Source organism: Rhodococcus sp. NJ-530 (assembly GCF_003860625.1).
GTDB lineage: Bacteria > Actinomycetota > Actinomycetes > Mycobacteriales > Mycobacteriaceae > Rhodococcus_F > Rhodococcus_F qingshengii.
The window spans coordinates 5,109,908-5,123,555 of sequence record NZ_CP034152.1; the positions used below are offsets into that span (position 1 = coordinate 5,109,908).

Consider the following 13,648-nt stretch of genomic DNA (forward strand, 5'->3'; position numbering starts at 1 on the left):
ACAGCAGGGGTCAGGCGAGACCCGTGCCCACCAGCTGACCTACTCCGTACGTCACGGCCATGGCCAGCGCGCCGCCGATCACCACGCGTAGCACCGCTCTGGTCTTGCGAGCTCCGCCGAGCGTCGCGCTGATCGTCCCGGTCAGCGCAAGTGCGATCAGCACCGCGAAAAATGCGATGGGGACGCGGATGCCTGTCGGCGGCACCAGAATTGCGACCAACGGGATCGCCGCGCCGATCGTGAACGAGATTGCCGACGAAATCGCTGCATGCCACGGATTGGTGAGATCGTCTGGATCGATACCCAATTCGACTTCTACGTGCGCTGCGAAGGCGTCGTGCTCGGTTAATTCTTCGGCGACGCGGCGGGCCGTCTCCGGACTCAATCCCTTGTTCTCGTAGATCTCGGTCAGTTCCTGAAGTTCAGCCTCCGGGGTCTCGAGGAGTTCCTTCTTCTCCTTCTGCAGGAGTGCGCGTTCGGTATCCCGCTGAGCGCTGACCGAGACGTACTCGCCCAACGCCATGGACACAGCGCCGGCAACCAGTCCAGCAAAACCGGCTGTGAAGATCGCGGAGCGCTCGGTTGTGGCTGCCGCAACACCGACCACGAGGCCCGCGGTCGAGACGATTCCGTCGTTTGCACCCAGAACACCTGCACGCAGCCAGTTCAGGCGATTGTTCAAACTCGGTGCATGAGGTTCCGATTCCCCACCGGGCGCCCCGTCGGTCAACTGCACACTGTCTCCGGACATGGCAACAGATTAGGACGATCAGTCCGGTTGCGATAGCAATCTGAGCCTGTCCTTCGCGCACTGATATATTCCGATTGGCACCCCAACCAAGCATTTGTTAGGTTTGGAATCGGCAGACATCTGGAGGCATTGTGAGCGCAGTACGCACCGCTTTTGTCAGCGGCGGAACCGGTGGAATCGGGTCGGCGATAGCCCTGACCCTTGCCGAACGCGGACACGACGTCGCCTTCACCTACCGAAACAACAAGGGCGCTGCCGAGCAACTGAGCGAGCAGATTCGAGCGCATGGCGTGCGCGCCCACTCGTACTGTCTCGACTTGACCGACGAGTTGTCGATCAGCGCCGCCGTCAACGATGCGGTCGATGATCTGGGCACATTGACGACGCTGGTCCACGCTGCGGGACCGCACGTCCCGATGACGCACCTCTCACGTGTGACGCCGGCGTTCTTCACCGAACAACTGAACCAGGAGGCCGCGGCGTTCTTCACCCTCGTCCACACCGCCCTGCCTGCGCTGCGTGCATCCTCGGGTTCGGTGGTGGCGGTGACAACCGCGGCAACGGATCGCTTTCCCGTGCGCGACGGACTCTCCGCTGGCACCAAAGGGGCTGTCGAACAACTTGTTCGCGGATTCGCCGCAGAGGAAGGACGCTACGGCGTCCGGTTCAACGCTGTAGGACCAGGCATGTTGACGGACGGAATGGCGGAGCGCCTGATCAGCTCCGCCGAACTCGACCAAGGCGCGCTCGACGTGACGATGAGCCGAATCCCGTTGAAGCGCTTCGGATCAGCTGCCGACATCGCCGAAGCAGTATGTTCCCTCGCAAGCGACGCGGCCGGATTCATCAGCGGTCAGAAGCTCAACGTCGACGGTGGCTACACCGTCTGAGCGCTATCCGCCCAACTTGCGAAAGACCAGTCGCACGGCAAGTTCCAGGTGCGCCATCACCTCGTCCGTCGTCATCCGGCCCGCAACCCACGAGACGAGACTCGACATCCAGACGTCGTCGATCACCTTCACCGCGTCCAACTGCTGCTGCGAGACTTCCTCGACACCGATCGCCTTCGCGAACATCTCGGTCACGACCCCACCGAGCGCGTTGAGTTCCGGGGTCGCCGACGCGTCCGCGAACATGTACGCCCGAACCAACGCTTCGTAACGGAGGTGATCGGTCTCGAGGACCTCCGTATTCTTGCGCAGCACAAACAGAATCCGGTCCGACGGAGTCTCGCCCGGGATTACAAAGTCTTGGAATCTGTCACGCAAACCCTCGAACATCCACAACAATGCGACGACAAGCATGTGGTTCTTGGACGGGAAATACCGGTAAACAGTGCCGATCGCGACGCCGGCGCGATCGGCCACCGATCGCATCTGCACCGCGTCGTAGCCGCCTTCGGAGGCGGATTCCATTGCGGCGTCGACAATCCGGCGAAAACGCGCTCGCTGCGACGGCGTCGTACGACGTCCGGTCACCGAGCTACGTTCGACCACCGACTGGTCTGCCTTGTCGCCACCTGCCATGTCCACAACCCTTTTTAGACGTCGTTTTGCCGACTCCCAATGTAGCCGCCCAACGCAATTGTCGGGTGCATGACTGCCCGCTTCCGAACTGCCCGCCAGTGGAACTGGCCCAGATCAGGAAGCGCGCCGCGGCCGATCGGATCGGCCGCGTCTACGTGGATCTTCCGACCAGTCGCGAGAGGGTGCGCGTCGGCCCGGAGCTGGAGCCCGGCGTCTGTCGGGTTGTGGTGCCCGTCGTTCCGGTCGGCGTTGCCCAGTTGGAGCAGGCTGGGCGCGGCGAGCTGGCGGCCTCCGTCGATCGGTCTGTGGCTTCTTGGCAATGCCGAACCGAGGCTTGCCGAAGACCAGAGGAATCCAGCCGCGACCGCTGCTCTCGGCCGAGGCGACAGCCTCGGGCTCACGGAAGGCTGCGTGCGCGATGAGCCCGAACATCAGCAGGGTGGTGATCATCGACGTTCCGCCCGCCGAGATGAGCGGTAGTTGCAGACCGGTCACCGGAATCAGGCCGACGACGTAGGCGATGTTGATGAACGCCTGCACGACGATCAACGTCGTTGCCGTCGCTGTCATGACTTTGAGGAACGGATCAGTGGACCGTTTCGCGATCCGCAGCCCGACGATCAGAACCGCGGCAAAGAGAGCGACGACGATCAGCGCGCCGACCAGACCCAACTCTTCACCGATCACGGCAAAAATGAAGTCGTTGTGCGCCTGCGGGAGATAGCTCCATTTGGCGTCGGACTGTCCTAGACCGCGCCCGAAGATGCCTCCGTTCGCCAGTGCGTACTTGGCCTGAGTGCTCTGGAAGTTCAAACCCTGCGGGTCGAGATCAGGATTGAGGAAAGCCTTGATGCGATCCGAGCGGTAACCAGCAGTAAGCCCGAGCACGAGAAATGCGACTGCGGAACCGAGCGTGAGGCTGATGAACGTCTTCATCCGGAACAGCCCGAACCACAGCACCGACATGAAGATGATGCCGATGGTGATGGTGGTTCCGAGGTCCTTCTCCAACACCACCAGAACCAGAACCAGCAGCGTCGTACCGCCGATCACCGGCAGCGCGCGGTTGACGTCCATCCGCGCCTTCATGAACGACGCAACCGTCGCTGCGGACCAGATCGCCAGAGCAAGTTTGGCCAGCTCCGACGGCTGGAAGGAAATGCCCGCGATCACAAACCAGCTGCGAGCACCCATTTGTTCCGAGCCGATACCTGGAATCAGCACCAGGACAAGCAGAACAAGACACAGGATCAGCAGCCACGGGGACGCTCTACGCATCGTTTCGGTCGGCAACCGCACGACTGCCACGAACATCACCAAGCCGATCGCCGCGAACATGCACTGGGGCCAGAATCTGGCATAGGACGTCCCGGACAACACATAGGATTCGACGCCCGAAGACGACAGCACCATCAGTAGTCCGAACGCGACGATCAGCACGACCAGACCGACGATCATATGGAAATCGAACAGAGGCCGATTGGTCCACATCGCCGTTCGAGCGCGGAAGGGTGTCGATGTGCGGTCACGTTTGTCCGACGCTCCACGGGGTGAGTTAACTGGCTCTCCACTCCCGCGACCGTTGGGCTTGTCTTCACTGCGACCGGTCACCACACAAGTATCGTCCCACGACTCCTAACCCATGGGTAACACAAGTCCCATGAGTCACACGGGCTCGGCCTCCCGAGGTCCATGTAGACCCACGAAATACCAGGTCACGTCCTTCGCCGGCGTCGGTCTGCCACCGCTCCCGCCAACGAGAGCGTCAACATGACCACGCAGACGGCAAGCGCGATCCCGAACGCACGTCCGTATCCGTCGGGCGACGATCCGAGCACACCGAGATACAACCCCGATACCGCGGCCAGCGAGATGGTCGCTGACAGGCGCTGAGACAGTTGAAGGAAACCCGCCGCAACACCGTTCGCGCCCGGCGGTGCATATTCGAGAGTCAGCACCCGATTGGGCGCGTCGACCAAACCGCTGGCAACTCCCGACAACACCGCCAGGACCACCAGCACCGGGATCAGATGTTCCCGCGGAATCAGATTGACCGCTGCGATGTAGCCGAGGATGACAAGGATCTCGCCGACGATGGCAAAAACCACCGCACTTCGGCCGAACCTGGCAACCAGCCGCCATCCGAAAGCCGACGTCAATGCCATCGCGAGTGAGCTACCGGTCATGATCAACGCCGCACTCAGCGGGGCGAAGCCCAAACCCTCGATCAGATAGAGGCTGAGCACCGCGTTGACGGCGAGGATGGATCCGAACCAGAAGAGTGCAACCGTCGTACCCAACCGGAAGCCCCTCGAGGCGATCAACGACGGAAGCAGTACCGGCGTCCCGCCGCGCTCGGCGTACCGACGTTCCCAGAACCAGAAGGCAACGGCAGCGCCGAACGCACCGATCAGGAAAGCCGCAGCCACAGTGACACTGGTTCGGGTCACGATGGGCCACAACAGGAGCCCGGTCGTAGTCGCCAGCAGACACAGCCCAACCGGATCGATCGATGCGCCCGATCGGGTAGTTCGATCACGGCGCAGAAAGCGAAACGCCAGAATCAGTGTGATCAGAGCAAACGGCACGTTGAGAACGAGAAGCAACCGCCATCCGAAGTCGGCGTCGGAATACTTCAGCAGAACGCCACCGAGGATCGGTCCGGAAACGCCGGCCAGACCACCCGCGGTGCTGTACGCGCCTAACGCCTTCGCCCGAGCCTTTCCGGACACCCGGTCGGTGATGATGCCGAGCACCTGCGAACTGATGGTGCCTGCGCCGATCCCTTGCCCAAGACGAGCCAACACGATCATCGACGGATCCGACGCACATGCCCCGAGGATTCCCATCACAGCGAAAATGCTCAGCCCCGCCAAGAACAAGCGTCGACGCCCGACGACGTCACCGAGTCGGCCCGCCGGCACAAGGGCCAAGCCGAAAGTCAGCGAATAGCTCGCAAGGATCCACTGCACCTCGGAGGTCGACGCGCCCAGCGACGCCCGGATCGACGGAACCCCGATTCCGAGCACCGCCGAATCGAGAAGAGTGGTGAAGCCCGCGGCTACGCAGACGATGATCTCCCAGCGGACGGCCGAATCGAGCTTGGTGGATTCGGCCGCCGCTGTGACCGTGTGGGACAGGACCCGTTACCCCGCAGCTTCAGACGCGGCCCGACGCGTGAGCGGCGGTCGCAACCCCAAGTGCTCTCGCAGCGTCGACGTGGAGTACTCGGTGCGGTACGCCCCACGCTCCTGCAGTTCCGGGATCAACCAGTCCACGATCTCGTCGAGGCCGGTCGGCACCAGGTACGGCGAGATGTTGAAGCCGTCCGAAGCTCCGTTGCGCACCCAATGGACCAACTGATCTGCGACCTGCCCCGGAGTGCCCGCAAAACCCGAACGCTGCGAGGTCTCGATGGCGACCTGACGTAGGGACAGATTCTTTGCCTCGGCGAGAGCCCGCCATTCACGTGCGATCGCAATGGGGTCGTTGCCGTCTCGTGCGGAACCGCGCGTCTCGGACACCGGGCGGGCAACCGGATCTTCCTCCGGTAATGGACCGTCCGGGTCTCGGTCGGAAAGGTCCTTCCCCCACACCAATCCGACGAGGGACAGTGCGGTTTGGCCGGTGAACTGACCTTCGAGGACCCACCGCGCCTTCTCTTCGACCTCGGACTCGTTCTCCGCCAACACGATCTGCGTGCTGGGCAGGATCTTGACGTCGTCCTCCGGTCGCCCGACGCTACGCAACCGAGCCCGAATGTCGTCGGCGAAGTCGAGTGCGCCGTCGAAATGCGTCCCGTGTCGCGAGAAGATGACGTCGGCGTGCGTCGCCGCGAAATCGCGTCCACTCGGGGAATCACCCGCTTGGAAGATGACCGGATGCCCCTGGCGGCTTCGGGGAAGCGTCGGCGTCACGGAGATGTCGAACTGTGAAGTCTGCCTGCGCACGTCGCCGACGGCACCCGGAGTAGACCAGTTCTCGGACGTGCGAGAATCCGAGATCGCGTCGTCGGCCCACGAATCCCACAGTGCCCGCGCGGTTTCGATGAACTGCCCGGCACGCTCGTAGCGCAGGGAGTGGTCGAGGAAACCACCGCGACGGAAGTTCTCTCCCGTCCACGCGTTGTCGGTGGTCACCGCATTCCAGCCGGCCCGTCCGTCGGAAAGTAGGTCGAGGCCGGAGAGTCGACGCGCAAGGTCGGCCGGTTCGTTGTACGTGGTGTTCTGTGTCGCGACCAACCCGATCTTGTCGGTGATACCGGCGAGGGCGGCCAACTGCGCAATGGCGTCGGGGCGGCCGGCGATATCCAGATCGAGAATCTTGCCGTTCTGCTCGCGAAGCCGCAGGCCTTCACCGAGGAAGAAGGCGTCGAACAGACCTCGCTCGGCGGTGAGTACCAACCGCCTAAACGTCTCGAAGTCGATCTGGGATCCGCTCGCGGAATCGGACCAGATGGTGGTGTGGTTGACCCCCTGGAAGAAGACACCGAAGTGAACGTGAGCGTCGGGTCGAGGTACGGCGGAGCGTGATGCAGTCATGGCCGAAATATCCTTAGCGCGAAGTCAAGTCAGGAGGAGTGGGCGAATCGATTTGCGGGCCGCTGCAGACCGAGGTTGCCCCTCAGGGTCGATCCCGGCACCGGGCGTCGCGTCAACCCGGCCTTGGACAGCGTCGGAAGCACGAATTTGGCCAGCACCGGAAGGTCCTCGTCGATCACGAGAGCATGGAAATGAACACCGTCGAGGTGTCCGGCCAATTCCTTCAGAACCACGGCCGCTTCCCCCGGATCTGCAGCCAGGAGCAGTCGGCCGGTGACGACGGCATTCCCGTACGAGTTCAGCTCGGTCCTCCGCTGCGCCGCAGACAGATTCGGCGTATCGAATGCCACATCGAGCTCGGCGACCACCAATGACGCGCCCTCATCGCGCGCCTTGGCAGCCGACTGTGCAATGGTCTCCACCGAATCACCGGAAACGAGAACAACATCCGGCTGGCGTGGATCGATTTCGCCGTAGCGGCCGAACACCACCAACTGGCCTTGAGGCGGCCGCGGAACGATTGCGGGCCCCTTCACCGAGAACGTGTCGCCCTCGAAATTGACGTAATGCAGACGATCACGCTCGAGGAAACGCCCACTGAGATAGTCACGAACGACGGCGTCGTCCTCCCACGAGTCCCAGAGATCGGTCACAACGGTGACCGAATCCCGCTGCTCTTGCTGACGCGCCGACTCCGTTGTTACCGGAGCCCTCCCCCACGCCCTCGCCGCGGCATCGTCTTCGACCGGAACAGCAAGCCAGCCGCCACGCCCACGCGAGGAGTAGTCCAACGTCGCCAATTGCGAGGACGTATGAAACGGTTCGGCGTACGTGGTCCCGACGACGGGGACCAGCCCGATCGTGCTGGTTGTCGCCGCCACGTACGACGCCCTCGAGACGGCATCGATGCGGCCGACGACGTCACCACTCGGGGGAGGATGGAATCGTCGAACGTCGCGAACGTGAAGCCGGCATTCTCGGCAGCCGCGACGCGATCGCGCACGGCTTTGCCCGTGAGCAGCTGGTCCGGGCGGTGTGAGCTTCGGCGCCAGGCAGCGGGCTGAGTGCCCTCGCCGTCCAGTTCGATACCCACGGCAAATACAGTCATGTGTCCTCCATCGGTCCTGGCGGTAGCACCCACACTGCGGTTAGGTAGCGGGTTGCTGCGGCATCATCGAGCCAGGTCTCTCAGCCACTCTGGATGGTGGATGCAATCTATGCGGGCCACGCTGGGCAAGTCAAATCGCGCTTGTCGAATCATATTGACCTACAACATATTTCAATACAATCATCCTGATCGAAAGGGTTGCGCAACGCTAGCCGACGTAGACACGAAAGAGCCCCGCCCGACTCGCGTCGGACGGAGCTCTCGGTGTGCGCTGGAACGCTACTTCGCGCCCATCCATGCCTGATCGAACAGCATGATGCCGGTTGCAGTCGGAACCACACCGTGCACGTTCTTCTGCCAAGCCCAGAACGACGTGAGCCCGCCGATCGGCGCCGACGGAACCGTCTCGTTCCACAGCGTCTGAATTTTGCCGATGATCGCAAGAGTCGACGAATTGTCCTTGGCCTGTTGTAGATCTGCGATCAGCTGATCCATCGCCGGGTTCGCATATCCAGCAGTATTCGCCATCGAGGTGCTGTTGGTCGTGGAGAACAATCCGAGATCGAGAATCGACTCGTACATTCCGATGCCCGCGTGCGCGAGGTCGAAATCGTGCTTGACGTAGACGTTCTGCACGATGTCTCCGGCGTTGTTGGCCAAGATCAAGTTCACCTCGAACCCGACGGCCTGCAACAGTGACTGCACGGCGAGGCCGATCGCGTGGTCCTTCGGCTCACTGAGAACGACGTAGTCGAGGCTGCCGTCGTACCCGTCTGCCTTTGCCTGATTCAGAAGTTCCTTCGACTTTTCGGGGTCGTAGGCAATACCCGGTGTGTCTACATGCCATTGCGACGTCGGACCGAACAACTCCGAGCCCGGCAGTCCCTCACCGTTTTCCACTCGCTGATCGATCAACGTGGTGTCCAGCGCGTAGCCGATGGCCTGGCGAACGCGAACATCCGAGCCCGGTCGGCCTTCACGGTTGTTGACGATCTCGGCACTGCCGGCATTGAGCACGTCGATGTAGCCGGGGTAACCAGCGGACTTGGCAGAATTGATCGCCGACGTGAGGCCGCGAATGTAGGCGACATCGAGCTGACCGCTGTTCAATGATTCGAGATTGGCCTGCGGGCCGTTGAGCGCAACCATCCGCAACTTGTCCAGCTTGGGAGCGCCGCCGTAGTAGGACGGGTTGGCTTTGAAGATTCGCTCGACGCTCGGTGTGAAGACATCTTCGGTGAAAGGTCCGGCTCCGACGGCGGTGAACTTGTCGCCTTGCTGCGAACTCGGGGCGACGATCATCCCGTGCCCGAGTGCGAGCATCGACGGAAAGCGCATCCACGGCGTCTTCAGCTTGAATTCCACCGTCGTCGGACCGCTTGCCTGCGCCGATTCCACCGAAGCCAGCCACAGTTCGGCGCCATTGCCCTTGCCCGCGTTGTACCGATCGATGCTCGCGATCACGGCGTTGGCGTCGAGGGTGGTGCCGTCACTGAACTTCACACCGTCGCGAAGTTTCAGCGTCCAGGTGGCTCCGTCGTCGGCTGTCTCGAGCGATTCAGCCAACTTGGGCTCGAACTCGCCGCTCGCAGTGTCGTAACTCATCAGGACGTCGTACACAGCAGCGAAGGCCTCACCGCCGGAACCGCCGCGAGCGGCCGTCTTCGTCGGGTCGAGTGAGGGAACGAGCACCTGTACGCCGTACGTCATGGTCCCGCCGGCCACCGCAGTTCCCGGATCGGGCTGCTCGTTGACCATGCCGGTCACGATGTCTCCCGACGCGGTCGTCGTATCGGTACCGCTGTCGTCATTGCTGCTCGCGCAGCCCACCAACAGGACACCGGCACCGATCAGCGCCACGGCGACCCGGCTGACTTTCCCGATAGGCCAAGATCTCGAGTGCGACACGGAGATTCCACCTCACTTCCAGTAGACGCGGCCAGGGATCGGCCGCAACCGGCTAATAGTGAGGTTCTTGACGGAGTGACGCGCAGCACGTTCCCGGTCACCGGAATCATTCACGGAGACAAAGGATGCGTATAACTCAGATGATCGAGCCGAGCGGTTTACGGCGACTGACATCCGAATACGAAAAAGCTCCAACCTTATGTTCGAAGAACATGAGATTGGAGCTTGTCGATAAGAATTATGGTGGCCAGGGCCGGGATCGAACCGGCGACCTTCCGCTTTTCAGGCGGACGCTCGTACCAACTGAGCTACCTGGCCGGACGGCACCCGAACCGAATGCCTATCGCATTGCTTTGTTCTCAACCGATTGATTGAGAACAAAGCTTTGCGACCCTGACGGGACTCGAACCCGCGACCTCCGCCGTGACAGGGCGGCGCGCTAACCAACTGCGCCACAGGGCCTTGCTTTTTCCTTGCTGTGAAACCGTACTACATCTTCGAGCCGCTCCCAAACCACTGTCCTGGCCTGGCATTTGTGCATCTCAAAGCGTGTCGTGCGGGTCAAACCATACTGCATCGTTTCGCTTTCGCAAAACGTACCCCCTACGGGATTCGAACCCGCGCTACCGCCTTGAAAGGGCGGCGTCCTAGGCCGCTAGACGAAGGGGGCCCGCCGGATCTCTCCGAACTAGTACCCCAACGGCGTTCCGTTGGGAGCTTGGATAGCTTATGGCACGGCATTCGGAAATCACAAATCGCCTGTTCACGGGCAGAAAAGTGCACTATTCAGTGTCAGGGAACTCGACTTGGGGCCACCCGTCACGATGGAACGTCTCCAACCACTGCGGCGTAGCCATGGCTTCGAGGACTACTTCGAGAGACTCCTCGAACCACTCGCCCAGATCTCCACTGGAGGCAATCAGGTCTGCCATGTACCGCTGGCCGGCAAGGCTCGCTGCCAGTACACGCGTGAATTTGTCCGGGTCGGCGTCTTCTCGGAGCAAACCGTCGTCCTTGGCACGCAATGCCAACTCATAGGCGGTCTTTCCCCAGACCTGCCCACCACCGGACTGCACATCCTTGTAGAACTCGGGCTCGATGATCAGCCGGAATTCCGCCTGCACGATCACCTCGGCACGGAAGACCTCGGCAATGTCGAGCACGAGACCGTGCAAAGCGACGAATGGATCGAGGTCTGTTCTCTTGGCCCAACGATCAGTAATTCCAGTGAAGGTTTCGATAGCCGAGGTCAGAACCGCTCGCGCCAACTCTTCCTTGGACTGGAAATGGAAATACATGGCGCCTTTGGTGGCGCGGGAGCCCTCGAGGATCGTGTTCACCGACGCAGCTGCATAGCCGCGCTTGGCGAATTCGACTGCAGCCGCTTCGACCAGGGCGGCGCGGGTACGCCGCGCACGCTCTTGTTGACGTGCCATTTACGGTGTTGTGCCTCTCGCAGAGTTGGTACGCAGAGCCGCCGTGATCGGCGCCTGTCATCCCCCGAAACTTCACAATATCCCCTCCAACACACCCTACGTAAGGACTAGAGCCATACCCGCCAAAAGTACTAGACGCAATCGGCTGTTCAGGGGACAAGAACCGACTTTATGCCCAAAAGACACCAAGTGGTATGGTTTTGGCCGCTCGGGTGCGCCGCAGGGGTGCGCATCCGAGCTTTTTCGTGCCCGAGATTCTGATAATTCGACCTCGCAGACGGAACTGCTTCGCCGACCGATGGACAGCAGTCCCAAGGTTTTAAACAACTAGTGCAATTGTTTATTCCCCCTTTTCCGTCGAAACCGTACTGGCAGCATCGAAACAACACAGTTAGACTGTCTAAATGAATGTTGGAGAGGGTCGCAGCAAGGCTCGAGACGAGATCGACGTACTTTGGGACGATCTGGGTGCCTTCGTCCGACGTCTACGCACCAAACGCAACGACCACAAGCTCACGCCGAGCCAGATCCAGGCCCTCGGCCACCTCGACCGACAAGGTCCGTCGACCGCCAAAGAATTGGCAAAATTCGAGCGCGTCACGCCGCAATCAATCGCAAAGACCGTGGCCGCGCTCGAAGAGCAGGGCATGGTGACGCGAAGGGCGGATCCATCGGACGGCCGCGCGGTCTTGGTCACGATGACCGAACTCGGCACATCGACCCTTCACGAAGACCGAACGAAACGAACAGAGTGGCTGGCCGAGGTCATCGACGCCGAGTGCACCGAAGCCGAGCGTGACTTGCTTCTGATCGCCGGCCGAATCCTGCGAAGACTCGGCCAGGGCGAGTCCCCAGCATCGACATCGATATCAGAGGAGTCACTGATGAACTCGTGACCACCGTCGTCGAAACGCCGACCCCCCAAACTCCCGTTCCACTGAAACTGAGTCTTGCTCTCGGCTCCGGAACCGTTCTTCAAGCGCTGAACTCGTCGATGATTGCGGTGGCAATCGTCCCGATCGCCACATACTTCGGTTCCAGTTCAGGCACAGCGTGGGTCATCTCGGCCCTCTACATCGCGACTGCGGTCACGGCACCGGCGGCTGGTCGACTCGGATCGATCCTCGGCGCCAAACGCGTCTACCTCGCCGGATTGGGCCTGATCGCTGCCGGATCGATCCTCGGCTCGCTCGCCCCGTCGCTGGGCTGGCTGATCGCCGCACGAATCCTGCTCGGAATCGGCACGGCGACACAGTATCCGAACGCGATGACCGTCATCCGCGAATACGCTGACCGCCACCGGACTCAAACCCGTTCAGCTATAGCAACACTCACCATTTGCGCTCAATCGGTCGTCGCGCTGGGGCCCACTCTCGGCGGGTTGTTGGTCGGCACACTCGGTTGGCAATCGATCATGTGGGTGAACCTCCCACTTGTCGTCGTCACTGCCGTATGGGTCTTCTTCGCCGCCCCGAGCGACTCCGCCCTGCCCGACCGGGCCGGCGCCGCTGCGTTGTTCAAGTCTCTCGACCCACTCGGTATCACCCTGTTTCTGGCTCTGACGACATCGACGATGCTCTTTCTCCTCTCTCTCGCCGAGCACGCGAAGTGGTACCTCGTCCCGTCGACGGCCCTCTTCGCGTTCCTGTTCGTCTGGTGGGAACGTCGAACGGCCTCGGCGTTCATCGACGTCCGCGCCGTCGTCCGAAACCGCGCACTGAGCATGACTCTCGGCCGGACCCTGCTGACTTACACAGCGTTCTACTGCATCTTCTTCGGACTCCCCCAGTGGCTACAGGTAGCCCGCGGAATGTCACCGATCAGCGCCGGGCTCTTCATGCTGCCCGTCGCTGCGGTCGGGATCTTCGCGACCATGTCCGCGTCCAGGGTGTACGGGAAATTCGGCGCACGGATCACCCTCCTGATCGGCACCGCCGCGTTGGCTGTCGGCGGGATTCTGATCGCCTTCGTCGAATCGAGTTCGACTCCCCTTGTGGCACTCCTGCTGATTGCGGCGATCCTGGGCATTCCCAACGGCTTCAACAACATGGGAAACCAGAACCTGATCAACTCGGTGACCACCTCCGCCGACGTCGGAACTGCGATCGGTCTGTACCGAACAATCCAGTACATCGGCGCCAACCTTGCTGCCGTCGTCATCGAGTTGACCATGCGCGGAACCATCGACGACGCGGGTCTGCATCGCACGGGCGGGACCATCGCCGTCATCGGAATCGCCCTTCTGGTGGGGGTGGTGTTTTCACGGACTCTGCGGTCCCGTTAGACTCTGCGCCGCGCCCCTATAGCTCAGTTGGTAGAGCTACGGACTTTTAATCCGCAGGTCGTAGGTTCGAGTCCTACTGGGGGCACAAACACAG

Annotated in this window: 10 protein-coding genes, 4 tRNA genes, 1 pseudogene and 1 riboswitch; of the genes and pseudogenes, 4 read left to right on the forward strand and 11 right to left on the reverse strand. The window is 61.7% G+C overall.

The features are described 5' to 3' along the window. Positions 1-10: 10 nt before the first annotated feature. Entirely contained in the window at positions 11-751 is a 741-nt protein-coding gene (locus tag EHW12_RS23695) for a VIT family protein (protein WP_007733901.1), read from the reverse strand. A gap of 131 nt (positions 752-882) precedes the next feature. On the opposite strand from EHW12_RS23695, the gene EHW12_RS23700 reads away from it, so the two are divergent. Further along, positions 883-1,641 (forward strand): SDR family oxidoreductase, encoded by a 759-nt coding sequence (locus tag EHW12_RS23700; RefSeq protein ID WP_125051899.1) that lies wholly within the window; start codon positions 883-885, stop codon positions 1,639-1,641. A 3-nt stretch (positions 1,642-1,644) separates the two neighbouring features. On the opposite strand, the gene EHW12_RS23705 is transcribed toward EHW12_RS23700, so the two are convergent. The 10 genes and pseudogenes from EHW12_RS23705 to EHW12_RS23750 form a co-directional block, all read right to left on the reverse strand. Beyond that, entirely contained in the window at positions 1,645-2,277 is a 633-nt protein-coding gene (locus EHW12_RS23705) for a TetR family transcriptional regulator (protein ID WP_007733896.1), read from the reverse strand. A gap of 114 nt (positions 2,278-2,391) precedes the next feature. Then, the gene (gene ftsW, locus EHW12_RS23710; protein ID WP_007733895.1) at positions 2,392-3,768 is read right to left on the reverse strand and encodes a putative lipid II flippase FtsW; all 1,377 of its coding nucleotides are present in this window, start codon (positions 3,766-3,768) and stop codon (positions 2,392-2,394) included. A gap of 224 nt (positions 3,769-3,992) precedes the next feature. Beyond that, positions 3,993-5,354, reverse strand: coding sequence for an MFS transporter (locus EHW12_RS23715; protein ID WP_164490633.1), 1,362 nt, complete (start codon positions 5,352-5,354; stop codon positions 3,993-3,995). A 69-nt stretch (positions 5,355-5,423) separates the two neighbouring features. Further along, positions 5,424-6,818, reverse strand: coding sequence for an NtaA/DmoA family FMN-dependent monooxygenase (locus EHW12_RS23720; protein WP_064443807.1), 1,395 nt, complete (start codon positions 6,816-6,818; stop codon positions 5,424-5,426). A 29-nt stretch (positions 6,819-6,847) separates the two neighbouring features. Then, positions 6,848-7,926, reverse strand: a pseudogene (locus tag EHW12_RS23725) (LLM class flavin-dependent oxidoreductase). A 4-nt stretch (positions 7,927-7,930) separates the two neighbouring features. Then, positions 7,931-8,026: riboswitch (SAM riboswitch) on the reverse strand. A 179-nt stretch (positions 8,027-8,205) separates the two neighbouring features. Beyond that, positions 8,206-9,834, reverse strand: a complete 1,629-nt coding sequence (locus EHW12_RS23730; protein ID WP_042451367.1) for an ABC transporter substrate-binding protein — start codon at positions 9,832-9,834, stop codon at positions 8,206-8,208. Positions 9,835-10,075: 241 nt separating this feature from the next. Beyond that, positions 10,076-10,152 (reverse strand) — tRNA-Phe (locus tag EHW12_RS23735). 70 nt (positions 10,153-10,222) lie between these two features. Further along, positions 10,223-10,296 (reverse strand) — tRNA-Asp (locus EHW12_RS23740). A 135-nt stretch (positions 10,297-10,431) separates the two neighbouring features. Then, a tRNA-Glu gene (locus EHW12_RS23745) sits at positions 10,432-10,504 on the reverse strand. A gap of 112 nt (positions 10,505-10,616) precedes the next feature. Then, on the reverse strand, positions 10,617-11,270 hold the full coding sequence (locus tag EHW12_RS23750) for a TetR/AcrR family transcriptional regulator (RefSeq protein WP_003940323.1): 654 nt from the start codon (positions 11,268-11,270) through the stop codon (positions 10,617-10,619). A gap of 404 nt (positions 11,271-11,674) precedes the next feature. Here EHW12_RS23750 and EHW12_RS23755 point away from each other — a divergent pair, with 404 nt between their 5' ends. The 3 genes from EHW12_RS23755 to EHW12_RS23765 all read left to right on the forward strand — a co-directional run bounded on the left by EHW12_RS23755 (position 11,675) and on the right by EHW12_RS23765 (position 13,639). Beyond that, on the forward strand, positions 11,675-12,166 hold the full coding sequence (locus EHW12_RS23755) for a MarR family transcriptional regulator (RefSeq protein WP_007733882.1): 492 nt from the start codon (positions 11,675-11,677) through the stop codon (positions 12,164-12,166). Continuing rightward, positions 12,163-13,554 (forward strand): MFS transporter, encoded by a 1,392-nt coding sequence (locus tag EHW12_RS23760; protein WP_030535260.1) that lies wholly within the window; start codon positions 12,163-12,165, stop codon positions 13,552-13,554. Before EHW12_RS23755 ends, EHW12_RS23760 begins: the two co-directional genes overlap by 4 nt. Positions 13,555-13,566: 12 nt before the next feature. Then, a tRNA-Lys gene (locus EHW12_RS23765) sits at positions 13,567-13,639 on the forward strand. Positions 13,640-13,648 lie beyond the last annotated feature (9 nt).